The organism is Paenibacillus sp. 481, from assembly GCF_021223605.1.
Classification (GTDB): Bacteria; Bacillota; Bacilli; order Paenibacillales; family Paenibacillaceae; genus Paenibacillus_B.
Genome location: NZ_CP075175.1, coordinates 1656736 through 1681553, shown reverse-complemented (window position 1 = coordinate 1681553; position 24818 = coordinate 1656736). Strand labels below are relative to the sequence as shown.

The following is a 24818-nucleotide window of genomic DNA, read 5'->3' as shown; positions in this document are numbered from 1 at the left end:
GTGTGGTGCAGAAAGTCGGATTGGGGCTGAAAGTTATGTTTAAATCATTATTTGGCGTGCTGCAAAAGGTAGGTAAGGCGCTTATGCTACCTGTCGCCATCTTGCCTGCGGCGGGTATTTTGTTAGGTATCGGGAATGCATTGCAAAATCCCGACCTTGTAGCGCGGCTTCCATTCCTCGGTGGCACGGTGATGACATTAGTGGCTAGTGTGATGGAGCAGGCGGGCGGCATCGTATTTGACAACTTATCGCTGCTGTTTGCCGTTGGTGTCGCCATCGGTCTTGCAGGAGGAGACGGCGTCGCTGGTATGGCTGCGATTGTCGGCTACTTCGTCATGAATGTCACGATGAAGGTCATTTTGAACGTGACACCTGAGTTAGTGAAGACGGATTCTGCGTATGCCGTCATTCAGGGTATTCCAACCTTGCAAACGGGCGTGTTCGGCGGCATTATTATCGGGATTACGGCCGCGTTGCTGTATCAGCGGTTTTTTACGATCGAGTTGCCGTCGTACTTAGGCTTTTTTGCTGGCAAGCGCTTCGTCCCGATTATAACGGCGGTAACCTCGCTGCTAATCGGGGTTGTGTTGGTATTTTTATGGCCGCCTGTTCAGCATGGGCTTAATGCTTTCTCGTATTCGCTTATTGACTCGAACCGTGCGTTAGCCGCTTTTGTGTTCGGAATCGGCGAGCGAGCGCTTATTCCGTTTGGGCTGCATCACATTTTTTACTCACCGTTCTGGTTCGAATTCGGCCAGTATGTGGATAAGGCAGGGGAGCTTATCCGCGGGGATCAAAAAATCTTTTTTGCCCAACTGAAAGATGGGGTTGAACTGACAGCCGGAACATTTATGACTGGAAAATATCCGTTTATGATGTTTGGGCTTCCTGCGGCTGCGCTGGCCATGTATCACGAAGCGAGACCGGAGAACCGGACGATGGTGGCGGGGCTGCTCGGTTCGGCGGCGTTGACTTCTTTTTTAACAGGGATTACGGAGCCGCTTGAATTTTCTTTCTTGTTCGTAGCGCCGCTGTTGTTTGCGGTTCATGTGTTTTTTGCTGGACTGTCCTTTCTCACGATGCATTTGCTCGGCATTAAGATCGGGATGACTTTTTCCGGTGGTGTGATCGACTTTTTGTTGTTTGGTGTGTTGCAAAACCGGACTCCGTGGTGGCTTGTTATTCCGGTCGGTCTTGTGTTTGCATTGATCTATTATTTTGGTTTCCGCTTTGCGATTCGGACGTTTAACTTGAAAACGTTAGGTCGTGAGCAGCCACAAGGGGCTGGCTTAGCTGGTGCTACAGTGGGTGCCGGTGCAGCTGCTGGAGCGGTTGCTGGTTCTGGTGCAGGTACAGGTGCTGTGGGAACTGCTGGTGTTGTTGGATCTGCTGGGACTATTGGGGCTGGAGCGAAGGAGGAGCTGCCGCGCAACATCTTGAACGCGCTAGGTGGTAAAGATAATATTTCCTCCTTGGACGCGTGTATTACACGACTGCGTGTACAAGTTAATGATGCGAAACAGGTGGATAAAGACCGTTTGAAGGAGTTGGGCGCTGCTGGCGTGCTAGATGTAGGGAACAGCGTACAGGCCATTTTCGGGACGCGCTCTGAAACGATCAAGCATCAGATGAACGAAATTATTACGCGTGAAGCGATGGAACTGGATCGTGATGACAGGACTGGGGATAAAGGCGAGGGGGATAACGAAGATTAGGTGGTCGGTGGCGGGAATTATGCTGCAAATTCTGAGCAACGGCCCATTCGGTTCGATGGGCATATCTCGTGTAGATTTGTAGCCTATTGCAGGAGGCGTGTCGTCTAGCATGGTGATAAACATTTGCGGAAGCAAATCTACTATTTGCAGGGGGAAAGAGAAAGAAATCGATCCAAGATTGTAACACAAAAATACAACACACGGGGCAACAATGCGTAGTTGCCCCGTAACGATATTCAGACATATATACATCTAAATATTGCTTATACATGGTTTTCATCTCGGATGTCCGCTGACCATTTGGATATGTCGTCAAATAGTTCTCGACCATAAGCAGGCAGATGGACAAATCATCGTGCAAATAGCTAATGCATGGTAGTTTTCATATAATCGGACATCATCATATAAACACTCCTTATTTTAGCTGGTAAACTGTCGTTATCGAATGACGGTTATAAAGCCCGTGATCATTACGCTCACTAACCATCAACCGGCTACTGTCAGGACTCCAGACAATGGGGACTTTGACATTAGATTGATACGACACTTGCGTGCTGCTACCTGTCTTTGCCTCCATTACATACAAACCAGTCATTCCCGGATCGAGACTAAACGTCATAAACGCAAGCTGCTTTCCATTAGGGGACCAGGATAGCTGGTTAATGACTTGTGTTTTGGCAATAGCATCTTTTCCTTTACGGCTTGCAGCGTGCGGTGCTGTCATATACAGCTCTTGCTGATTCGTCAGCGGATTGTTGACGACGAAAGCAAGCTGCTTCCCATCAGGGGAAAGGGAGAAATCGGCGACGTCTGCACGGATATGAATCGGCTCCGCTTGAGTTGACTTGTACATCGTAAATTGTCCGGACTGATCAAGCACGTAAATCGCAGCTTGATGCTTTTGAACTTTTCGTACAATATCAGTCTGCTGCGGAAGCGCGATAGGCGTCACCATACCATTATGTTTATTAATCATGGCGATGTCGTAATCATTTGTTCCAGATAAGGGTGCGATGTATGTGTTGTCATCCGCCCAAGCACCGCGTTCACTACCTTGCTGAATGGTGAGTGGGAGAGCAAGATTATTAGCTAACTGCATCAAGACTGCTTCCCAGCCGTTAGGACTGTAGGCATAAAGGTGCTGGCCATCGGGCGACGTATGCACGCTAAGGTACGGAGCAATCCCGATCGGCTTCTCCTCACCGGTGCGAATGTCACGAATATACATGTGTTCGGATTTCGATTCGGCTCTTGTCGTTGAACAAATTAGCTTGTTATATGACATCCAATCCGAGCAGAATAGGTTGTCCAATCGCTCAATATGAAATAGGGAGACTGGTTGTGCATCGCGGTGGACAGGTGGGTTATACACCTTTAAAGATTCATTTGATGATTTATTGCAAGCGGCAATCCATACTAGCAAGCTAATGATAGTCAATAAAGCTGTGAATCGTATAAATCGAGCAGATGTGACGAGTTTCAATTGAGCGCTCCTTTCAAAAAATGATGAACTAAATGTACACCAACATCATTTCAACAATGTCTCAACTTGTTTCCAACTTGTAAATTTTTCAACACCTTGTATCGGGAGCGTAACGATAAAAGATGTTCCTTGCCCTTCCACGCCCTCGACACGAATATGTCCGTGCTGCTGTTCGACCAAATGTTGAACGAGGGACAAGCCGAGGCCACTGCCGCCATACTGCCTTGCTCTATCTTTGTTAACGGTGTAAAAAGGTTCAAAAATGTGCGCTTGTTGCTCAAGGGGAATCCCGATTCCGGTATCGCGAAACTCGATTTCCACCTGCTGCTGGACGATGCGATTTGTAACGGTAACCGTTCCATGCTCCGTATTATATTTAATGGCGTTATCCAATAAGTTAATGAACATGTGAAGCATACTTTCGCGGTCAGCCCATACAACGGCTGATTCGAGCTGTGTAGTTATCGTGATGCCGAATTTGCCCGCCTTACCTTTCATGCGGGAGCAAACATCTTCTAGTAGGCTGTGTAATTCAACTTGTTCCGGATGCTGCTCGAACTCGTATTTATCGAGCGCAGCCAGCTTCAGCACCTTGTCCACGAGGTCATATAGGCGCTCCGATTCTTTCGCGATAGCTGCTCGTCCTTCGCGTATTAAGTTCGGATCATCCTCATACATATCGAGCAAATCGGTATACGCTTTAATGGAGGTTAGCGGTGTCTTAAACTCATGACTAATATTGTTTATAAAATTTCGCTGCGTTTTGATGTTCGTTTGGATGGCAGCGCTCATTTCGAAAATGCCGTCACTTAGCGCTCCAAGTTCATCTTGGCGTCGCAAGATGGGTGATGTAAGAAACTTGCCTTGGCGTATTTGATCGGTAGCCATTTTGAGCTTAATGATCGCCTTCGCGTGGCGATTCATGTACAACAAGCCCAGCACAAGACTAAGTGTAAGCACGAATGCGCCTACGCCGAGGAACAAATAGAAGAGGTTTTGAAAAAAGTCTAGATGCTCACGTGATGAAGCTTGAAAATGAATGACGCCTATTTGCGCATCCATCCCTTGCACAGGTGCGAAATAGTTGAGCATATCTCCTTTTAAGTAGTACGCGATTTGATTTTGCAGAGCACGTTGTAGCGCTTCATCTATAGCACTCTTCTTGCCTGCCATCGGCAGTGAATCACCGACCAGCTCACCTTTGAGGTTATACAACATAACGTGTAAGCCGCTCGTCGCCCCGATTTCCACAGCCAGCTTCTGACCTTGCAACTGCATAAACGCCTGCGAGTCAAGACGTGATTCGGTCACAAACAGTTCCCGAATTGGCAGATGGGCGAAGTCGGTTTGTCGTTGCATAACGACTTCTCTTTGCTTCGTCTGATATTCATGAACGCCTTTCAGCACAAAAAAGCTTAATAAGCCGATCGTGAATAGGAGCAGCCCCACGATAAACAAGGTGAATTTCCAGTTTAGGCTGAATGCCTGTTTCATTTATGTTCACCTACTGCCTTATAGCCGACCCCATAAACGGTTTGCAGCAGTTGCTGATCATGATCGCCCAGCTTGGCGCGCAGTCGTTGAATATGAATGTCTACCGTGCGGGTTCCGCCGACGTAATCAATAGACCATACTTGATGGAGTAACTCCTCACGTGTAAACACCCTTTTTAGATGAGTGAGCAAAAGAGCGAGTAAATCAAATTCTTTTGGTGTCAAAGTCAACTCTTCTTCTCCTTGCCGCACAGTACGCTGCTCTAAATGGAGCGTTAGATCGCCTAGGCAGATTTGAACCTTGTCATCACGCGCGTCGGTTTTTTCTAAGCGTCTGCACAGTGCTTTGACACGTGCAACGACTTCGCGCAAATCAAAGGGCTTGGTCATATAATCATCGGCACCTAACTCCAGCCCTAATAGCTTGTCTACGATGTCGTCTTTAACGGTCAGCAACAAAATGCCGACCTTCTGATCTTGGAGCTTGCGGCATACGCCAAAGCCGGTCAATTTCGGCATCATCACATCAAGGACGAGTGCGTGGGGCTGAAAAGTTACCGCTTTTCGCAAAGCTTCCTCGCCATCGGCAGCTGTTTCGACCGTAAAACCTTCACGTTTGAGCGCATATGAAATCGCTTGGACAATGACTTGTTCATCGTCGGCTACGAGTACTTTATAATTCATCTCAGTTTCCCCTTATGATTATCTATGAATCTATTCATTCATTTTAGTATAAAGTAGGATAGCGTACACAATTATACAATTGTATAATTTGGAAAGAAAGAGTAGATTAGATGGGTTAGGGTTGTCGCTGATAAGGGTATTAAATAGAACGACAAATGGTTGCTTTTCATAGGTAGAGGATGGTAATTTAAAAAAAGGGACGTACATCGTCTATGGTTCTGATACAACACATGATAGGGGGCAGTTCGGATGAAGGATATACTCATACTTGGTGGCACACGGTTTGTAGGCAAAAAGTTGGTTAATCTGTTATTGCAGCAAGGGTATAACGTCACGATCGGAACAAGAGGTCGAACAGACGACGGTTTTGGCGATCAAGTCAATCGCGTCCAGTTAGATCGGGGTAGCTTAGAGTCGTTGCAAACGACGGTTGGGGCAAAAAAGTGGGACATTGTGTACGACAACTTGTGCTACACACCTTCCGATGCGCGTCATGCGTGCAAGGTGTTTGCGAACAACGTGAACCAGTATATCGTCATTTCAACGTTGTCGGTTTACGATTTCAAGGAAGAGGCCGTAACCGAGGCTGATTTTAACCCGTACGAGCTGTCGATTCCCGAAGAGGTGTATACGAGAAGCGAATTAACGTACCAAGCAGGAAAACGCTACGCGGAAGCGGTCTTGTTCCAACAAGCGAGCTTTCCGGTCAGCGCGGTTCGTTTGCCGATTATTCTCGGCCTTGACGACTATACGAAGCGTCTTCATTTTCATATTGAACATATTCGCAATGGTACGCCGATTGGCTTGCCGAATCCCGAAGCGAACATTAGCTTCATCGATTCAGACGAAGCAGCCGCTTTCTTGGCTTGGCTCGGTGAGCAATCCAGCCCGTCATTAGCGGGGCCGATCAACGCCTGCTCTGCGGGGCACATCAAGCTGCGTGATTTGTTCGCACGCATAGAGCAAGAAGTTGGCCGTGCCGCAATCACGCGCTCAAGTACAGATCAGGAGCACATGTCACCCTTTGGCATCGCGCACTCTTGGTACATGAATACGGCGAAAGCGGAGCAAGCGGGCTATGCGTTCAAGCCTTTAGATCAATGGTTGACGCCGCTTATTCGTGATTTGAACAGAGAGATGGCCAACGCCGAATAAACGTCGAACAACGGCCGAACAAGGGTCGAACAATCGCTGAACACATGTTGAATGAGAAACAAAATAACATTTACTATTGCTCGAAAAAAGAGATATATTAAACATAGACGAGGATGGGCTATCAATTGAGGAGTCCTTCCTTTTTTATTGCATCTACCCTCATAATGTCACACCATTAAATATAACAAATGATTCCTAAAGTAGGTGATTTCCAAGTGAACCAACATCAAAGCACTCGACCTTTTTTGTTGTTCGATTTTCATAATGAGCAAGGCGAGCCACAGCGAAATGTGTTTAGCGATCCGCTCGAAGTTATCGTTGCCCATCAACTTTCCGAAGTCCGCCCAGCATTAAGGAACATCCAAGCTGCGGTAAATGAGGGTTACTATGCGGCTGGCTACATTTCGTATGAAGCCGCTCCGGCGTTCGATGCCGCTTATGAAGTGAATGACGGTTCTGAGCTGCCCTTGCTATGGTTCGGAATTTTTCGCAAGCCTGCTTCCGATATGCCATTGCCCACTGATCAAGATTACCGTGTAACATCGTGGCAACCTACGATTACTAATGAGACGTACAATGCCAATATTGCGAACATTCACGAGGCCATTGCGCGTGGGGAAACGTATCAAGTGAATTATACGATGCGTTTACGCTCGGAATTCCAAGGCGAGCCATCAGCTCTGTATGCTAATATGTGCGATGCACAGCAGGCGGCTTACTCGGCTTATTTGCAGCTCGGACCATACAGCATTTTGTCAGCTTCACCAGAACTGTTCTTTCGGAAAAAGGGCAGAACTTTAATCACGCGCCCGATGAAAGGCACTGTGAAGCGCGGTCGCTGGCGCGAGGAAGATGACGAGCAGGCGAAATGGTTGTTTCAATCACTCAAAAACCGTGCGGAAAACGTCATGATTACCGATCTGCTACGCAATGATCTCAGCTTAATTGCCGAGATTGGTTCGGTTAACGTCCCGCGCTTATTTGATATTGAGCGCTATTACACGCTATTCCAAATGACATCTACGATTACAGCAGAAGCTAGAGAGGACGTTGAGCTCGAACAAATTTTCGAGGCTTTGTTCCCATGTGGATCGATTACGGGCGCGCCCAAAATAAGCACCATGAAGCTGATCAAGCAGCTCGAAGGCGTGCCGCGCGAAGTATATTGCGGCTCCATCGGGATGATTTCCCCGGACGGAGATGCTGTATTCAATGTAGCGATCCGCACGGTGTGGATCGACAACGAAACAGGCCAAGCCGAATTCGGTGTCGGCGGAGGCATTACGTGGGATTCGACGGCTACGGATGAATATTCGGAAGCCGTAACCAAATCGCTGCTGTTAACCGAAAGCCATCCCGCGTTTGAGTTGGAAGAAGTGCTGCGCTTAGAGGACGGAAGCTATCCTTTGCTAGCTGAACATCTGCAACGTTTGCACGATTCGGCTGTATATTTCGGCTTCAACGTATCGCAGGAGCAAGTGCGGCAGGCGTTAGATCAATGCGCAGCTAAGCATTGTGATGGGGTATGGAAAGTTAGTGTACACGTTTCAAAACGTGGGGTCATACAGATCGAGGTGGAGCGAGCTGAGCGAGTTGTGCGATCGACTGCACCAGATGCGGTTGATACAACGACTGCATCAACTGTGCCAGATGTATCAATCGCACCAACTACGTCAGATACATCAATCGCACGAAGGGCAACAACGGCACCGATTTTGTCCACCGAAGGAACGAATCGAATTGAGCTCATGACCGCCCCAACCGTAGCAAGCAGCAATCGCTACCTATATCATCGGACTACTTATCGTGTACACAATCTGAATCAACTGTCTAGCAGTCACGATATATTCGATGTGCTGCTCATCAATGAGCGACATGAAATTACGGAATGTACGCAAGGAAATATCGTGATCGAAAAAAATGGCGAACGGCTTACACCCGCCCAAGATAGTGGTTTGCTAGCGGGCGTATATCGCAATCAACTGCTGGCTCAAGGTAATATCAGAGCTTGCAAGCTGACGGCAGCTGATGTACAAGCTGCTTCGCAAATATGGATCATTAACGATATGCAAGAATGGATCACGGTAACGTTAGCTTAGTGTCGTCCTAACGCTATCCTAACGCCATCTTTGAGTCTGTCTCATGATGGTGTCCTTTTTAATAGAAGTCAGAACATGCCCGTAGCTCGATAGCCTATGGTTTCTTGGTTTCAAATGGGATGTACGCTTGCACGCTGCTCCCTGTTGATTACCATGCCCCATACTCGAGCGCGGGCATTTTCTATTTTGACAGTATGGGGAAATAACCTACGCTACTATGGTAAACTTCATGTGAAGGCGGTGGAGTTATGAAAGAGTTAGCATCTTTGAAAGGTTTACTAATCGAGCTGCTGAACATTGAAATAATAAAGGAAGAACAGGCTAGCTTGAACATTGAGCAATTTACAGAGACACATATGCTAATCGCGGCTGTAAGCGGCCGTGGGGAAGTGATGATAGATGAACGAAGCTATTTGCTGCGTCAGGATACGGTGTATGTGTGTGCCCCTGGGCAAACTTACGTCATAACGGTAGATCCGAAAGAGGCGTTGGAGCTGTTTGTCATCCGCTTTGACCTGTTTCGGGCATCTACGTATACACATCGGACCGAACGGGGAGAACATAGTGCTTCCTATGTGATAGGCAAAGATATTTTTTACGACAAGGAAGAGATACCTATTTATGCTGCGGCGCAAATGGCTACGCTGTGTACATCCATGTACAACTACTGGCTAAGCGAGGACGAATTGGAGCGATTTCGTAGCTCGCTACTGTTCCACAAGCTTTTTTATCATCTCATTAAAAGTGCTCGTTCTATTCCTAACGATTCGCTCACTTTATTGGAGCGGGCAAAGGAATATATGAACAATCATTTTCACCATAATTTATCCATTGAGCAGTTGGCGGGCATTGCAGAAGTTAGTCCTAAATATTTCGTTGATCTATTTAAAAAGACATACGGCGTTAGCGCCATTGATTATTTAACTGAGTTAAGAATGAATCAGGCTAAGCTTATTATGGCGCGTTCGAATGTGCGCTTGCGCGACGTGGCGCAACAGATTGGATACAATGATGAATTTTATTTCAGCCGCAAATTCAAACAAGTAATCGGGGTGTCCCCGTCCGTCTACATGCAGAGCCGTCGCCGCAAAATCGCAGCTTACGGGCCTGCTGTACTCGGCTACTTGTTCGCGTTGAACATCATTCCTTATGCCGCGCCGCTTCATCCGAAGTGGACCGCCTATTACTACAAAATGTACCGTACACATATTCCGGTACATCTGAATGCCTACCGTTATAACTACTACTGGGAGGCTAATCTTGAAGCTCTTCGTCAGGCACAGCCGGACATCATCGTCAGCACAGACGAGCTGTCCAGCAACGAGCAGGAGCAGCTTAACGGCATCGCCCCTGTCTGCTATGCACCACGCACAGGAGAAGGCTGGCGGCAGCAGCTGCGGCAAATTGCTGAATGCTTGGGCGCCGCCAAAGAAGCTGAGCTGTGGCTGAGCAGCTATGAGCGTAAAGTAGCTTCAGCACGCGAAATTCTGCATCGCGAACTCAAGAACGACACCTTTCTGTTTATCCGAATGGTGAAAAATAATTATTATTTGTACAGCTCTCGCAGCATGGCAGAAGCATTCCATGGAGACTTGCAACTGGCGCCCGCGCACTCGTATGGGCAGGCGGTCGTCGATGAGCCGCTTACACTGGAGCAGCTGGCCGAAATAAATCCAGATCGCATTATGTTACTTATTTTTCAAGAAGCGGATACGTGGGCGCATTGGCGTGAGCTTCAGCATTTCCCGCAATGGCAAAAGCTTAGTGCGGTACGCAACAATCACGTGACGTTGATTTCGTCCGATGTGTGGCTAGAACATTCACCACTTGGCCATGAACGTATCGTAAACGAAGTGCTCGACCTCATATCAGGAAATCGTGCAAATTGATTCTGGATATCCTCCATGGTCGAAAGGGGTACTCTGCTTTATAATTCATTGAGAATGGTTATCAATATCAATGAGTTGTATATAACGCAATCGAGAGGGGTATTTCAAGACCATGGTTAAGCACAGTCTTCGTATTAGTATTATCGTTCTTATTATGCTAGTTGCAGCAGCTTGCGGCTCTAAGCAGGAGCAAGCGGCATCCAATTCAACAGCTGCCAATAATACGACAGCAAGCAGTTCAGCAAGTAGTTCAACTAGTAATGAAGCATCGACAACAACTTCCGATGCTGCAAATACAACGAAAACGGTGAAGTTCCTCGATAGAGAGTATACCGTTCCAGCTAAGACAGACCGTATCGTAATTACGGGGAGTATGGAATCAATGGAAGATGCGCTTATGCTTGGCGTACAGCCTCTAGGCGGTATTACGGTTGGCGGCAAATTCCCTGAGATGTTCGCTCCGATAAGTAACATGGAATCCGTCGGGGAGAAGATGCAGCCGAGCGTAGAAACGATTTTGCAATTGAAGCCAGATGTTATTTTAGGCTCATCCAAATTCCCGAAAGACGTCATGGAGAAGTTGGGAAAAATGGCACCGACGTTCCCTGTTTCTCACATTTCGACGAACTGGGAAGCAAACTTGCGCCTGATGGCCGAGCTGACAGGTAAGCAAGAGCAGGCAGAACAAGTTTTGACAAAGTTAAAAGACGATATTGCAGCTGCAAAAGTGAAGCTTGGCGATAAATTCAAAGATAAGAAAGCTGTCGTTGTTCGTTTCCGCAAAGGTCATATGTTTATTTATCCGGAGACCGTCTACTTGAACCCAACTTTGTATGCGGAACTGGGTTTGACGGTACCAGTAGAAGTAAAGGCTGCGAAAGCGCAAGAGAAGATTTCACTAGAGAAATTTAGCGAAATGAATCCAGACTATATCTTTGTCCAATTTGAAGAGACTGAGAACAAGGATAAGCCTAATGCTTTGGCAGATGTGCAGAACAACCCGATTTGGAAAAGCTTGAATGCGGTTAAGAATGGAAAAGTGTTCGTAAATGCCGTTGATCCGTTGGCACAAGGTGGTACGGCTTGGAGTAAGACTAAATTTTTGGAGGCGGCAGTGGACAAGCTGACTCAGCCATAACGTAAAGGGTGTCACACAGATATGCAGCTAAAACACCATGTACCAATCATCATATTAATGCTATCTCCAATTGCGATGCTGCTCATTGTTCTATTATCGGTGCTATATGGTGCTAGAGATATTGATGCGAGCACCGTGTGGAACGCATTCTTTCACTTTGATGAAGCCAATGTGAATCATCAAATTATTATGCACTCTCGATTGCCGCGAGCAGTAGGTTCATTGCTTATTGGTGCATTTTTAGCCATATCAGGTGCGCTCATGCAGGGGATGACAAGAAACTATCTTGCATCCCCTTCTATTATGGGGATATCGGATGGCTCGGTATTTGCAATCACACTTTGCATGATTTTCGTACCTACTGCTACGTCGATGGATATGATCGTCTTTTCGCTTATCGGTTCCGCGTTAGGTGTAGCGATTATTTTCAGCTTAGCAACGTTGCTGCCAAATGGGATGTCCCCTGTTGGCATGGCAATCATCGGGGTCATAATTGGCACATTTTTAAGCGGCATATCAGCCGCAATTTCTTCCTATTTTCAAATCTCGCAAAGTGTTAGCTTTTGGTATAACGCACGCCTCGATCAAATGGAGCCTAAGCTTATTATGCTTGCTATTCCATTTGCCATCGTAGGTATTATTTTGGCGCTGCTTATTGCGAAATCGGTCACGATTCTTTCATTAGGTGAGGAAATTTCCACAAGCCTTGGACAAAGAACGCTACTCGTCAAATTGGTTGCGACTGCTAGTGTAGTCATTTTGACTGGAATTTCGGTCGCATTGGCTGGAAAAATTGGCTTCGTCGGCCTCATCATTCCTCATATTGCGCGCTTCTTGGTCGGCCTTGATTATCGGTGGGTCGTTCCATGTGCAGGCGTGCTGGGAGCAGTCTTCCTTGCACTATCCGATGTGCTGAGCCGGTTCATGAATTATCCGTTTGAAACGCCGATCGGAGTCGTTACCGCGTTGTTCGGCGTGCCATTTTTCCTCTACCTGATTCATAAGAGAGGAGGGGGCAAGCATGCGTAAGTCCATACACGAGCCCATGCACGAGTCCATGCAGGAGTCTACACATAATTCTATGAAAAAGTCTATTCAGAAGCCCGTGAACGAGTCTGCACATAGGTCTGTTCAGAAGTCGATGCATCAATCGATGCGCAAATCGACAGCTCGATATTGGGCTGCCATGCTTACGTGCGCAGCCCTCGTTCTGGCAGCTACGTATATGAGCTTAACGAATGGCAAATTTGATATGACTGTCATGGACGTCATTAAAACGCTGCTGCGCATCGACCCTGTACCGGAGCATGACTTAGTCATCTTTGAATTTAGGATGCCGCGAATTGTAACGGCGGCTTTAATCGGCTTCGGATTAGGAATCGCAGGAGCTGTAATCCAAGGCATTACAAAAAACGGCTTGGCTGAGCCGGGCATTTTAGGCATAAATGCAGGAGCAGGGGCCGCAATCGTCATCTTTATGTTTCTGTTCCAAGGAACGATGACAGATAACGGTTTGTTAGCAACACTGGCAATGCCATTGTTCGGACTCATCGGCGGACTTGGCGCAGCTGGTTGTATTTATATGTTTGCACGTCGGGACGGAAGTCTCGATCCGCAGCGGCTTATTCTCGTCGGTATCGCGATTAGTTCAGGCTTCGGAGCCATTTCGTTATATCTGTCTTTGAAAATGAAGCCGGACGATTTCGAGATGGCCACGGTGTGGCTGGCCGGAACGATTTGGAATGCCAATTGGGAGTTTATTCTCTCGATGCTGCCATGGCTCATCATTCTAACTCCCATATTGATGTGGCGAGCACCCATATTGGATTTGTTCCAATTGGAAGAAGCTAGTGCGATTAGCCTTGGTGTCGCGACGGAAAAAGAAAAAAGCATCATGCTCCTATGCAGCATCGGCATCGTAAGTGCCTGCGTGTCCGTGTCAGGCAGTGTCGGCTTTGTCGGACTATTAGCTCCGCATATGGCAAGACGAATCATCGGAATTCAGCATAAGCATGTCCTACCGTTGAGCGGGATGATCGGCATGCTGCTAGTCGTCGTATCCGACTTTATCGGCAAAACCGTATTTGCTCCAGTAGAGCTGTCGGTTGGTATTGTCTTGTCCATTGTAGGCGTACCTTATTTCATCTACTTGCTATACCGCGCTAAAAAGAGATAGACGTCAGTCGGTCGTTCAGCCCAGTTGTAAACGTATCTTTTTCATCCTAAAAATGAGGTGGATTTGACTATGGAACTAACTCAATTGTTAAAAGAGCGTCGCACGGTACAATCGTTTCAAGATCGTGAAGTAAGCCCAGAGCTTATTATGGAGCTGTTAGAAACGTCGGTGTGGGTACCTAATTATCATATGACGCAGCCATGGCGTTTCATTGTTGTACATGGGGAAGGGCGCCAAAAAATTGCAGCAGCGATTCGCAGCATGAAGGAAAACGGTGAAAGCGACCCGGCCAAAAAACAAGACGTCGGGCAAAAGTTCTACGATAAGCTGATGTCGGTTCCGATGTACGTCGTCGTTGTCATGAAAGAGGACGTCAATTTAGTTGTTCGGGAAGAGGACTACGCTTCAACAAGCTGTATCATCCATAACTTTAGCCTACTGGCGTGGGAAAAAGGATTAGGGTTAGTGTGGCAGACGTATCCGCTTCTATATGATGCCGGTTTCCGCGAAGCCCTACAGATTCAGCCAGGCGAAAAAGTAGTAGGCAACTTGCACATCGGCTACCCTGCCGCCGTCCCTGCCGCAAAAACGCGCATACCAGCAGCGGAGCTGACAACGGTGTTTGATCAAGCGTAATGATGGAAAATTGAGCATAATCAGGCGCGCTTCAGCACAACCAAGCTTAAACGTAGCTAAACGAAGCTGAACACAGCTAATCACACCTTAATCAAGCTTAACGATGTTTAACCACACTTATGTAGCTTGAGGAAGGACATTGAACGCCTTGTCGAGTCTGGTTAAAGCGCAAGCGGTGTACATGCTTTTCACACAGTTAGTCAGAACGTCCGCTAGCCTCAATGTCCACTAGTCATGGAGTTTCAATCTTGAATATCTTTCAAATAGGAGACACCTTTTTGTTAAGGAGATATATTCCGCATCACCTCTATCATTCTATATGTAGAGATGAATTTGTACATTTTCACAATATATTGACGCAACCGCAGTGTGGTTAGCATTGATCAGCTATACCCTTGTTGTCCACTTTTATATAGACATTATTGTGATTAGTCCGCCAAGGAAGAACGCTTACTCGTTCGACAACACGCTTACAGGGAGGAAAATGAAATGACCCATAACGAAATCAAACAGAACCATGTAACCATTCCGTGGAGTGAACAGCGTGCCATGCGCTCGCGCTTCAATAACCACGAATATCGAATTTTTGTGGCCAAGCCTAATAGAGAAGCACCCCCTGAAGGATATCCGGTCATTTATTTGCTGGATGCCAACTCCGTTTTCGGTACGATGGCGGATGCCATACGTTTACAAGCACGTCGTACAGAGAAGACAGGCGTTGACCCAGCCATTATTGTTGGAATCGGTTATAAGACGGATGAGCCTTTTTCGCCACAACGTTTTTATGATTTTACGAGGCCAGCGCCTATTTCAGAGCTACCGCAAAGACCTGACGGAACACCATGGCCGAAACAGGGTGGAGCAGAAGCCTTCATGTCTTTCATTGAAGCAGAGTTAAAGCCAGCAATCGAGCGGGATTATCAAATCGATCGGAGTAAGCAGACGATCTTTGGTCATTCACTTGGAGGTTTGTTTGTGGTACATACGCTGTTTGCCAAGCCGACTGCATTCCAGACCTATGTTGCAGGTAGTCCATCGCTTCATTGGTATAAGCGCATTTTGCAAGAGGAGGAGCAACAATTTATAGCTCGCTTGGAGCAAGAGCCTAAGCCATTGGATGTTAATGTGCTGATTGCGGTGGGAGAATTAGAGAAGGCACATAAAAGTGGGATGAACGTTAATGCGCACGAGCTTTCAAGGCGGCTGTCTGGTCTTAAGCATCGTGGAGTTAAGGTAGAGTTTGAAGAGTTCAAGAACGAGAATCATGTGTCCGTACTGCCTGTATTAATTAGTCGAGCTGTACGATTTGCTACACGTTCAACAGTCCCTACTATATAGCTTCTACTTGAGCCGATTATGACGATTGTATAACACGTCATGATCGGCTTTCGTCTGTGTTGAAAGGGGCTCCTATGTTAAGATGGGAGTAGACTTCACACAAAAGACTTCAAGGGTAGAGGGGAATGCAACATGCGTTACAACAAACCCAGAATAAGCTTGCAGGCGACGATTATGTTGCTCGTATGCAGTGTAGTTGCGCTGGCGCTACTCGTTACGGGCATTATGATAGAGTGGCAAACCGCGAGAAATACAGAGCTTTTGGTTGAAGAAAAAGCGAAGGCGGTAGCGCGAACGATTGCGACGATACCTATCATGGCGGAGGCGTTAAGCGGTGGGCGCACCGAAGAGGAAATTCAACGCTACGCGGATGATATCCGGGTAAAAACAGGGATGCAATATGTCGTCGTTATGGATATGGAAGGCATCCGCAAGTCTCATCCCGACCCGAAGCAGATCGGCAAGCCATTTGTAGGTGGCGACGAGAAGGTTGCGCTAGCTGGTAGTGAACATGTATCGTTCGGGGAAGGAACACTGGGCAAATCGCTGCGTGCGTTTAAGCCGATTCGCACCGTTTACGGGACGCAGGTTGGGGTCGTAGCGGTCGGGATTTCGCTCGAAAGTGTGGAACATGCGGTTATGAAAAATCGCTGGATCATTTATTTAGGGCTTGTGCTCGGTGGCATAACTGGAATTGGAGGCGCTCTCATTTTAGCGCGAAAAATTAAGCGCGTGCTGTTTGGCTTAGAGCCATCGGCCATTGCTCATTTGCTTGAGGAGCGCAACGCCATGCTGCAGTCCGCGCGGGAGGGCATTGTAGCTGTCGATCATGACTTCCGTATTACGCTTATTAATGAGGAGGCACGGCGCTTGTTTGCGAAGGCTGGTGTAAAGCAGTACGATGTAGGTCATTATGTGGACGACGTCGTATCGGGCTTGCTGCGTCGCACCCTGCGGACAGGTGAGTCCGTGCTGGATGCGGAGTTTGAGCTGCAAGGTCTTACCGTCTTAGCGAACAGCGTACCCATCTGTGTGCAAGGCACAACGGTCGGAATCATCGCGACGTTTCGCGACAAGACAGAGTTAAGTCAGCTTGCAGAGCGGCTGACGGGCGTACGTTTGTATGCCGATGCGCTGCGAGCACAGGCGCACGAGTTTATGAACAAGCTGCACGTTATATTGGGCTTGGTTCATATCGGAGCTTATGACCGTCTGGAGGGCTATGTGAGCGAAGTAGCGAGCCGTCATCAGACGGAGGTCGGGCTTATTATGCGGCAGGTGAATGATCCTGTACTGGCTGGATTTTTGCTAGGCAAAATGAGTAAAGCTCGCGAAAGCGGACTAACGCTTGTCTTGTCTGAGACGAGCTATTTGCCGGAACCGAATGAGCCGTCTTTGACGCATGAGTTTATTACGATTATGGGCAATTTAACCGATAATGCGATTGAGGCGTTAATCGGCATCGAGCATGGTCAAATCATTGTCGATGTTCAATATATGTCCGGTTCGTTGCACTTGCAAATGAAAGATAACGGTCCTGGCATTCCTGATCATGTGCGCCAACACATGTTTGAAAAAGGCTTCTCCACCAAAGGGGAAGACCGCGGATACGGACTTTTCCTTTTGCAAAGAAGCGTCAATCAATTAGGTGGGCAAGTTAAGGTAGACTCGCTGCACGGCGCTGGGTCTACATTTACCGTTTCGATCCCATATCCGATCAAAGGAGAGTTATAAGGCAGCTATGATAAAAGTCCTCATCGTAGAAGATGACCCGATGGTAGCAGAGTTTAATAAGCATTATTTGCGACAAATTGAAGGGTTTGAGCTAGTCGCATCAGCATCTACCGCAGATGCAGCGCTTCAATTGCTGGAGAAGAGCGCTGTGGATCTCATTTTGCTAGACATCTATATGCCAGGAATTAATGGCCTACAGTTACTAGACAATATTCGCAAAATGGGCCGTGGCGTGGATGTGATTATTATTACGGCTGCCAGTGATATTGCCAGCGTCAAAACAGCACTGCGTCTAGGCGCGGTTGACTATTTAATTAAGCCTTTTGAATTTAGTCGTTTTCAAGCAGCGTTGTCAACGTATCGGGAAGAGGTTAGGGTCATGGAGTCCCGTGAAGAACTAAGCCAAGCCGATCTGGATAAACTGCTTTTTCACCATAACGAACATGTAATACCGGGATCTATTGGGCTCCCTAAAGGATTAACGCGGAATACGCTTCAACTCGTCTGGGAGCAGATCGAGTCAATGCGTGGCGCTGAATTTTCAACAGAAGAGCTGGCTGGATTAGTTGGCATTTCTCGTGTTTCGATGCGAAAATATTTGCAGTTTTTAAGTGAGATCGGCGTGTTGGAGGTTGAAGTGTTGTATGGAGCGGTCGGTCGGCCTTCGTACAAGCATCATGTCGTGCCAGGGATGAGAGATGTGCTGCAATCTTATTTGCAAGGTTAACGACAACTCAAATCTTGCTGTCTAACTACCTTATCACTTACTTTAATTACAAAACAAATGCTTAACTTTCAAAAACTATTAAAGCGTTTTCATAACGATTATGATGAATTCGTACTCACACATTGGAGGTGTTGGCCTATGGAACACGCCCAACAATATAAGGCGAATTCATCTGCGCAGAACGAACAAGCGAAGCCTAACTTTTTCACAAGACTTGGTCAAGTGAAAGTCGGCGTCATTCCGTTGCCGCTTTACTTAACGCTTGCTGCAATCGTATTTTTAGCTGCTTACTTTAGTAAGCTTCCGTCTGATATGATCGGCGGTTTTGCCGTGATCATGGTTTTGGGCATTTTGCTCGGGGACATCGGTTTAAGAGTGCCCATTTTAAAAGAAATTGGCGGTCCAGCTATTTTGGCTATTTTCGTGCCTTCGATTCTAGTGTTTCTAAATGTGTTTAATCCGCCTATAATGGAAGCGGTTACGCAGTTGATGAAAGAGTCGAACTTCTTGTACTTCTACATCTCCTGCCTCGTGGCAGGTAGTATCTTAGGGATGAACCGTACCGTCTTAGTAAAAGGCTTTGTCCGCATGTTCGTACCGCTCGTCGTGGGTACACTCGCATCGGTCGGTGCAGGCTTGCTCGTGGGCATGTTGTTCGGCTACACGCCTTACCACACGTTCTTCTTTATAATCGTACCGATTATCGGTGGTGGTATTGGTGAAGGGATTTTACCGCTGTCCATTGCATATTCCGCGATTTTGGGAGAACCAGCAAGTACGTATGTGTCTCAAATGATTCCGGCGGCTATTATCGGCAACATGGTTGCGATTATTTGCGCGGGCTTGCTCAAGCGCCTAGGCGAAAAGAAGCCTCACTTGACGGGTAACGGCATGTTGATCAAGTCTGGTGCAGATAACGAAATTCTTAGTGCGCAAGAAGAAGAGAAGAAGATTGATTTTGCTTTGATGGGCTCTGGCCTCTTGCTTGCCTGCTGCTTCTTTATTTTGGGCGGCCTGTTGTCCAAGTTCGTTGGTATTCCAGGTGCAATCATTATGATTATTGCCGCTACCGTTGTTAAATACGCACAAGTGCTGCCAAGAAATATGGAGCATGGCGCGTTTCATATGTACAAGTTTATTTCGACTTCGTTGACATGGCCGCTTATGGTCGGTTTGGGTATGTTGTACGTGCCACTGACGGATGTCGTAAAAGTGATCAGCCCAGGTTACATTTTAGTCTGTGCTTCGGTCGTGTTGGCGATGGTTGGTTCTGGCTACTTTATTGCACGTTATATGAACATGCATCCCGTAGAATCCGCAATCGTAACAGGCTGTCACAGTGGTCTTGGCGGTACTGGCGACGTAGCGATCTTGTCGGCGTCCAATCGTATGGGGATGATGCCGTTTGCGCAAATTTCCACTCGTTTGGGGGGAGCGGCAACGGTCATTGCGGCTACGCTGCTGATGAAGTTTTTTAGTTAAAGTGACGATATAAATAAGGTTCGGTGAACAAAGCGAGCAGATCAACAGACTTGTTCCCTTTGTTCATTGGGCTATAGAGAGAAGATATGAAAATGGATAGATGAGGATTTGCTGATATGGGCATTGAAAATGGGGAGGAAAACATCATGAAAGAAATGAGCAGCACTCATAAACAGCTTACCATCACGATCCGTGTAAAGTATGAAAAAGAGCGTGTCGGCTTTGGCACGTTGGCTACGCAAATCGGCTACGACGGCGGGGATATGGTCGGTATCGACGTTATCTCATCAACGAAGACGCACCATGTGCGCGATATTACGGTTAACGTAAGTGATCCAGAGCACGGAAGCATGCTAGGCAAGAAGCTAGCGGAGCTGGATGGTGTTGACGTTATGCACGTCTCCGATCAGACGTTCCAATTGCACGTCGGCGGCAAAATTGAGTGCGTGCCGAAAAATCCGATCAAGAACCGCGATACGCTATCTAAAGTATACACACCGGGCGTTGCGCGTGTATGTACGGCGATCGCCGACGATCCGGACAAGGCGTACTCGCTCACGATTAAGCGCAACACGGTAGCCGTTGTATCGGACGGCACAGCGGTACTCGGCTTGGGCGACATCGGCCCAGCCGCTGCAATGCCAGTAATGGAAGGCAAGGCGATGCTGTTCAAGCAGCTCGCAGGCGTGGACGCATTTCCGATTTGCTTGAATACGAAGGACCCAGAAGAAATTATTCGTATCGTTAAAGCCATGGAGCCGACGTTCGGCGGCATTAACTTAGAGGATATTTCTTCGCCGCGTTGCTTCGAGATCGAGGAGCGCTTAAAGCGTGAACTCGATATTCCGGTATTTCACGATGATCAGCACGGCACAGCCGTTGTCATTATGGCAGGGTTGTTGAATGCGCTTAGAATTTGCGGCAAACGAGTTGAGGACATTAAAGTTATCGTTAACGGCATCGGCGCAGCAGGTATCGCTTGCTCAAAAATGCTGCTCCAAGCCGGCGTGCGCAATCTGATTGGCGTTGACCGCCACGGTGCAATTTGCCGCGACGTTCAATACGATAATCCGCAATGGACTGCTTTCGCGCAAATCACAAACCCGCACAATGTAAGCGGTTCTTTGTCCGAAGTTATTGCTGACGCTGACGTATTTATCGGGGTGTCCGCACCAGGTGTACTTAAGGTGGAGGACGTGAAGAAGATGGCGCAAGAGCCGATCGTCTTTGCCATGGCGAATCCGGTGCCGGAAATCGATCCGGACCTTGCAGCACCGTATGTAAAAGTAATGGCAACGGGCCGTTCCGATTACCCGAACCAAATTAACAACGTGCTCTGCTTCCCTGGCATTTTCCGCGGCGCGTTAGATTGCCGCGCGACGGAAATCAACGAAGAGATGAAGCTGGCAGCCGCGCAAGCGATCGCGTCGGTCGTAACGGACGAGCAGTTGAGCGAGACGTACATTATTCCTAACGTCTTCAACGCCAAAGTCGTTGAGAAGGTTCGCGAAGGTGTAATCAGAGCGGCACATCAGACAGGCGTTGCACGCAAGCTACCGCTCGATATGCAAACGTCGAGTTCTGATGCTATCAGCACAGATGAGCTGTTTGAGGAAGATATAGAGCTGGCGTGGCGCTAAACCTACGGATGTATCTCCGTATATAGTTCATATTGAGGTAACGCTCTAAGTGGCTGCTTCGAAAGTCTTAATGACTTTTGAGGCAGTCTTTTTTGTGTATAGAAGTAAGCTTTCTGAAAATGTTTACCCACACCGTATATAAATAACCATATTTAGGATTATATGTTTAGACATGGGAACTAATTTCGATTAGATTAATGACATAAACAAATTGAAAAGGGGATCCATCAAATGAAATTGAAATTTTTTAGCGGACTATTTTTAACTGTAATGCTCATTTCACTTGTCATTGCACCTACAACTTATGCACTTACAATAGGTGAGAGATTAACAGCTCCAGAAAGCGGTTGGAAAAGATACGATGATAGAGCGGATGGTATCAAATATTTAGGTTCAGGCTGGACAAACGGCATAAAAGACAACCGATTTTATGATAAAACGAATATTTACTCTCACCAAAAAGATGCAAGTATTCAATTTGACTTCACAGGTACAGACATTCGAATCATTGCAACACGTTACTTAAATCACAGTAAAAATATTGGGATTACAATTGACGGAGTTACAGAATCGTATAGCGCATACAAAAATGTTAGCATGTCAGAAGGACAAATTCTTGTTTATGAAAAACGTGGATTGCCTAATACTAAACATACCGTAACTATTCAAGCTGTGGATAGTGGAGTCATTTCACTCGATGCAATTGATATGAACGAAACCGGTGAGCTGATCGATTACAAAGCTGAAGATTTAACAGCACAAGCAGGAGATAAAGCGGTTAAATTAAATTGGACACCCGTAGCAGATGCTGCGCAATATGTCATCAAATACGGTACTGCAAAAGGAAATTATACGGAATCAACAACGGTAACAAGCAGCGTTTATGGTAACTATACCGTTACAGGCCTGAACAACGGAACGACCTACTATTTTGCAGTTAGCGCTATCGTAAATGGTCTTGAGTACAGCAACTCCAATGAGGCTGTTGCTACACCGAAAGAAATGCCAAAAGAGCCCGAGAAGCCTGAGCCAACAGGCAACAGAGCATTAGTAGAAATTACGTTAATTAATGGTACAGTTAAAGAATACGATTTGTCGATGAAAGAAGTAGAAGCCTTCTTAAAATGGTTTGATACAAAGGATGCGGGACAAGGCCCTTCTAAATTTGCTATCAATAAAGGTACTAACAATAAAGGCCCGTTTAGTAGCAGAGTAGACTATGTGATTTTCGATCGTATTTTAACGTTTGAAATTAACGAATATGTCGCACAGCCTGATGATAAACCCTTGACTTAAACCGTTACAGTCACGATACCTTAAATAGCAACCTCCTCAACTGCCCTACATATGATATAGGCGGACGAGGAGGTTTATTTATGCTGTTCAGACGCAGCACAAACCGGAGGGGATTTTTTATTATAGTCCCTTTGCTTGGAAAACAAAGCCATGATATTATTAGACCGCATAGTCGGTTTAATAAATAAGAAGGAGGGACCGATTCAAGTTGGCACGTCATCGAAAACGACAAGATATCAAACGAGATATTGTGTTGAAAGCAAAGGAGCTCTTTTCGCAAAAAGGATATAATGCAACCTCTATGGAGGACATTTGCACGATTACACAGCGTAGTAAGGGTAGTATTTACTACCATTTTAAGAGTAAGGAAGAGCTATTTCTATTTTTATGTCAAATAAATATAGAGGAGTGGGTAAAGAAATGGAGGGAGATGGAGCACAAGTACACAAACACAATGGAGCGGCTTTACGCTGTTGCTGAACATTTTATAGATAACTTTGAAACGACACTTATGTATGCAACGCAAGAATTTGTTACTAGCCAAATTGTGAGTCTAACAACGGTAGAGAAAATGGTGGAAATTTCACGTATTCCGAATAAGGTGTACGAGGAAATTGTACAGAAAGGCATTGATGAGGGCGAACTCAAGCAGGACAATGTACAAGATTTGATGTACATCGTTTATGCGATGCTAAGTGGGCTGGGTACGCTATATTACGATTATGAGATGGACATGAAAGAACTGAAGCGGATGTACAAAAAAGGGATCGACGTTCTTTGGCATGGGATTAGTGTAAATCACACGACTGCCTGATTTTATTTAGTTGTCAGGTAGTTATGTATTAAATTAGACCGAATGGTCGGTTTAGGGAGGATTAACTTGCAACTATTTAAAAATAAAGTATTTGTGTTAGTGTCAGCGTCCGATTTGCTGCAAAATATTGCGATCTGGATTCGGAATATGGCTCTTCTCTATTTTATTATGGAGAAAACGTCTGGTAGCACTGAAGCTATTGCGCTTATTACGGTGCTGGAGTATGCGCCTATTTTTATATTTTCCATTATTGGTGGAGCATTAGCTGACAGATGGAATCCGAAGCGAACGATGATTACGGGAGATGTGCTAAGTGCCCTTTCTATTTTGATCATTATAGCTGTGCTGCAGTCAGGGTATTGGGAAGTGCTTTATATTGCTACATTTGTTTCTGCTGTAGTCAGTCAATTTTCCCAGCCTGCGTCGTCCAAGCTGTTTAAATTGTACGTTCCAGAGAAAGACATATCGCTCGCGATCGGGATATCACAAAGTCTTCATTCCTTGTTTATTATGATCGGACCATTAGTAGGTACATTTATCTATTACAATCTAGGCATGACAGCCTCACTTTATTGTCTTGTTGGTTTATTTGCGTTGTCCTTTCTGTGCTTGTCTTTCCTTCCGGCTATCAAGATTGAGCAGAGTGAACGGATTTCCTTACTTCACGATATTAAGGAAGGCTGGGCATACGTATATCAATCCTCAGCGTTAATCAAGATGTCCATTTTATTTTGTCTTTTTGGGCTTGGCGCCGGACTGATGCAGCCACTTGAAATTTTTCTCATTACGGAACGTCTTGGTTTAGATCAAAAAATGATGCAGTACATAGCCGCTCTTACTGGATTAGGCATGCTGATAGGTGGAGGCATTGCAACCGTTTCTTTGCCGAAATTAAACATGAAACAAGTTCTGATCTGGGGGCTACTCATGTACAGCGTCTCCAATATCATTTCTGCCCTTTCTACAGAACTATGGCTAACAGCTGCGACGGCCTTTGCAGATGCCGTCTGTATGGCTTTTGTTAATATCGTCATCGGAACACAGATGATTAATTTGGTGTCTGCCCAAATGATTGGTCGGGTGACTGGGACGATTACCCCTTTATTTATGGGTTCCGTGCTTCTTGGCTCTTCTTTATCAGCGTTCCTAAAAATATCGACCTCGTTAGTCACGGTATACGTCATTGCCGCATGTGTGGTGGCATTGGCTACCATTCCAGCGTACTTGCTGAAGCTAACCAACACGGTTGAGGCTGACCCGCAACCATCATTGGGGAGCTAAAATACTGCCGCGGGAGAGAGGCGAGTAGTACCCAATTA

General features: G+C 46.5%; 19 protein-coding genes. 16 read left to right on the top strand and 3 right to left on the bottom strand.

Features of this window, described 5'->3' with window-relative positions; all coding sequences use genetic code 11:
- The first annotated feature begins 35 nt into the window (after positions 1-35).
- Positions 36-1715: a glucose-specific PTS transporter subunit IIBC gene (gene ptsG / locus KIK04_RS07280; RefSeq protein ID WP_232277611.1), complete on the top strand. Its 1680-nt coding sequence runs from the start codon at positions 36-38 to the stop codon at positions 1713-1715.
- A gap of 415 nt (positions 1716-2130) precedes the next feature.
- Here the strand turns inward: ptsG and KIK04_RS07275 are convergent, their stop codons facing one another.
- Genes KIK04_RS07275 through KIK04_RS07265 form a run of 3 tightly spaced genes read right to left on the bottom strand, consistent with a single transcriptional unit; the run spans position 2131 to position 5375 of the window.
- A complete protein-coding gene (locus KIK04_RS07275; protein ID WP_232277610.1) occupies positions 2131-3198 on the bottom strand; it encodes a TolB-like translocation protein in 1068 nt (355 codons plus the stop codon).
- Positions 3199-3243: 45 nt separating this feature from the next.
- Positions 3244-4692 carry a sensor histidine kinase gene (locus tag KIK04_RS07270; RefSeq protein ID WP_232277609.1) on the bottom strand — a complete coding sequence of 483 codons (1449 nt, stop codon included), beginning with the start codon at positions 4690-4692 and terminating at the stop codon, positions 3244-3246.
- Positions 4689-5375 (bottom strand): response regulator transcription factor, encoded by a 687-nt coding sequence (locus tag KIK04_RS07265; RefSeq protein ID WP_232277608.1) that lies wholly within the window; start codon positions 5373-5375, stop codon positions 4689-4691. Before KIK04_RS07265 ends, KIK04_RS07270 begins: the two co-directional genes overlap by 4 nt.
- A gap of 249 nt (positions 5376-5624) precedes the next feature.
- Here KIK04_RS07265 and KIK04_RS07260 point away from each other — a divergent pair, with 249 nt between their 5' ends.
- From KIK04_RS07260 to KIK04_RS07190, 15 genes are all read left to right on the top strand, one after another.
- Positions 5625-6530 (top strand): NAD-dependent epimerase/dehydratase family protein, encoded by a 906-nt coding sequence (locus KIK04_RS07260; protein ID WP_232277607.1) that lies wholly within the window; start codon positions 5625-5627, stop codon positions 6528-6530.
- Positions 6531-6718: 188 nt separating this feature from the next.
- On the top strand, positions 6719-8629 hold the full coding sequence (pabB, locus tag KIK04_RS07255; RefSeq protein ID WP_232277606.1) for an aminodeoxychorismate synthase component I: 1911 nt from the start codon (positions 6719-6721) through the stop codon (positions 8627-8629).
- A gap of 248 nt (positions 8630-8877) precedes the next feature.
- On the top strand, positions 8878-10518 hold the full coding sequence (locus tag KIK04_RS07250; protein ID WP_232277605.1) for an AraC family transcriptional regulator: 1641 nt from the start codon (positions 8878-8880) through the stop codon (positions 10516-10518).
- A gap of 112 nt (positions 10519-10630) precedes the next feature.
- A complete protein-coding gene (locus KIK04_RS07245; RefSeq protein WP_232277604.1) occupies positions 10631-11656 on the top strand; it encodes an iron-hydroxamate ABC transporter substrate-binding protein in 1026 nt (341 codons plus the stop codon).
- Between the two features lie 21 nt (positions 11657-11677).
- Complete coding sequence (locus KIK04_RS07240; RefSeq protein ID WP_232277603.1) at positions 11678-12685, top strand: FecCD family ABC transporter permease; 1008 nt, start codon at positions 11678-11680, stop codon at positions 12683-12685.
- A 124-nt stretch (positions 12686-12809) separates the two neighbouring features.
- A complete protein-coding gene (locus tag KIK04_RS07235) occupies positions 12810-13832 on the top strand; it encodes a FecCD family ABC transporter permease (protein WP_232278641.1) in 1023 nt (340 codons plus the stop codon).
- Between the two features lie 69 nt (positions 13833-13901).
- A complete protein-coding gene (locus KIK04_RS07230; RefSeq protein WP_232277602.1) occupies positions 13902-14468 on the top strand; it encodes a nitroreductase family protein in 567 nt (188 codons plus the stop codon).
- Positions 14469-14957: 489 nt separating this feature from the next.
- On the top strand, positions 14958-15806 hold the full coding sequence (locus tag KIK04_RS07225) for an alpha/beta hydrolase (protein WP_232277601.1): 849 nt from the start codon (positions 14958-14960) through the stop codon (positions 15804-15806).
- Positions 15807-15938: 132 nt separating this feature from the next.
- Positions 15939-17540: a DcuS/MalK family sensor histidine kinase gene (gene dcuS / locus KIK04_RS07220; RefSeq protein ID WP_232277600.1), complete on the top strand. Its 1602-nt coding sequence runs from the start codon at positions 15939-15941 to the stop codon at positions 17538-17540.
- A 7-nt stretch (positions 17541-17547) separates the two neighbouring features.
- Complete coding sequence (locus tag KIK04_RS07215) at positions 17548-18267, top strand: response regulator (RefSeq protein ID WP_232277599.1); 720 nt, start codon at positions 17548-17550, stop codon at positions 18265-18267.
- A gap of 138 nt (positions 18268-18405) precedes the next feature.
- Positions 18406-19749 (top strand): 2-hydroxycarboxylate transporter family protein, encoded by a 1344-nt coding sequence (locus tag KIK04_RS07210; protein ID WP_232277598.1) that lies wholly within the window; start codon positions 18406-18408, stop codon positions 19747-19749.
- 155 nt (positions 19750-19904) lie between these two features.
- Positions 19905-21389 carry an NAD-dependent malic enzyme gene (locus KIK04_RS07205; protein WP_232278640.1) on the top strand — a complete coding sequence of 495 codons (1485 nt, stop codon included), beginning with the start codon at positions 19905-19907 and terminating at the stop codon, positions 21387-21389.
- A gap of 231 nt (positions 21390-21620) precedes the next feature.
- The gene (locus KIK04_RS07200) at positions 21621-22685 is read left to right on the top strand and encodes a fibronectin type III domain-containing protein (protein ID WP_232277597.1); all 1065 of its coding nucleotides are present in this window, start codon (positions 21621-21623) and stop codon (positions 22683-22685) included.
- Between the two features lie 208 nt (positions 22686-22893).
- Entirely contained in the window at positions 22894-23499 is a 606-nt protein-coding gene (locus tag KIK04_RS07195) for a TetR/AcrR family transcriptional regulator (protein ID WP_232277596.1), read from the top strand.
- Between the two features lie 66 nt (positions 23500-23565).
- A complete protein-coding gene (locus tag KIK04_RS07190) occupies positions 23566-24780 on the top strand; it encodes an MFS transporter (RefSeq protein WP_232277595.1) in 1215 nt (404 codons plus the stop codon).
- The last annotated feature ends 38 nt before the right edge of the window (positions 24781-24818 follow it).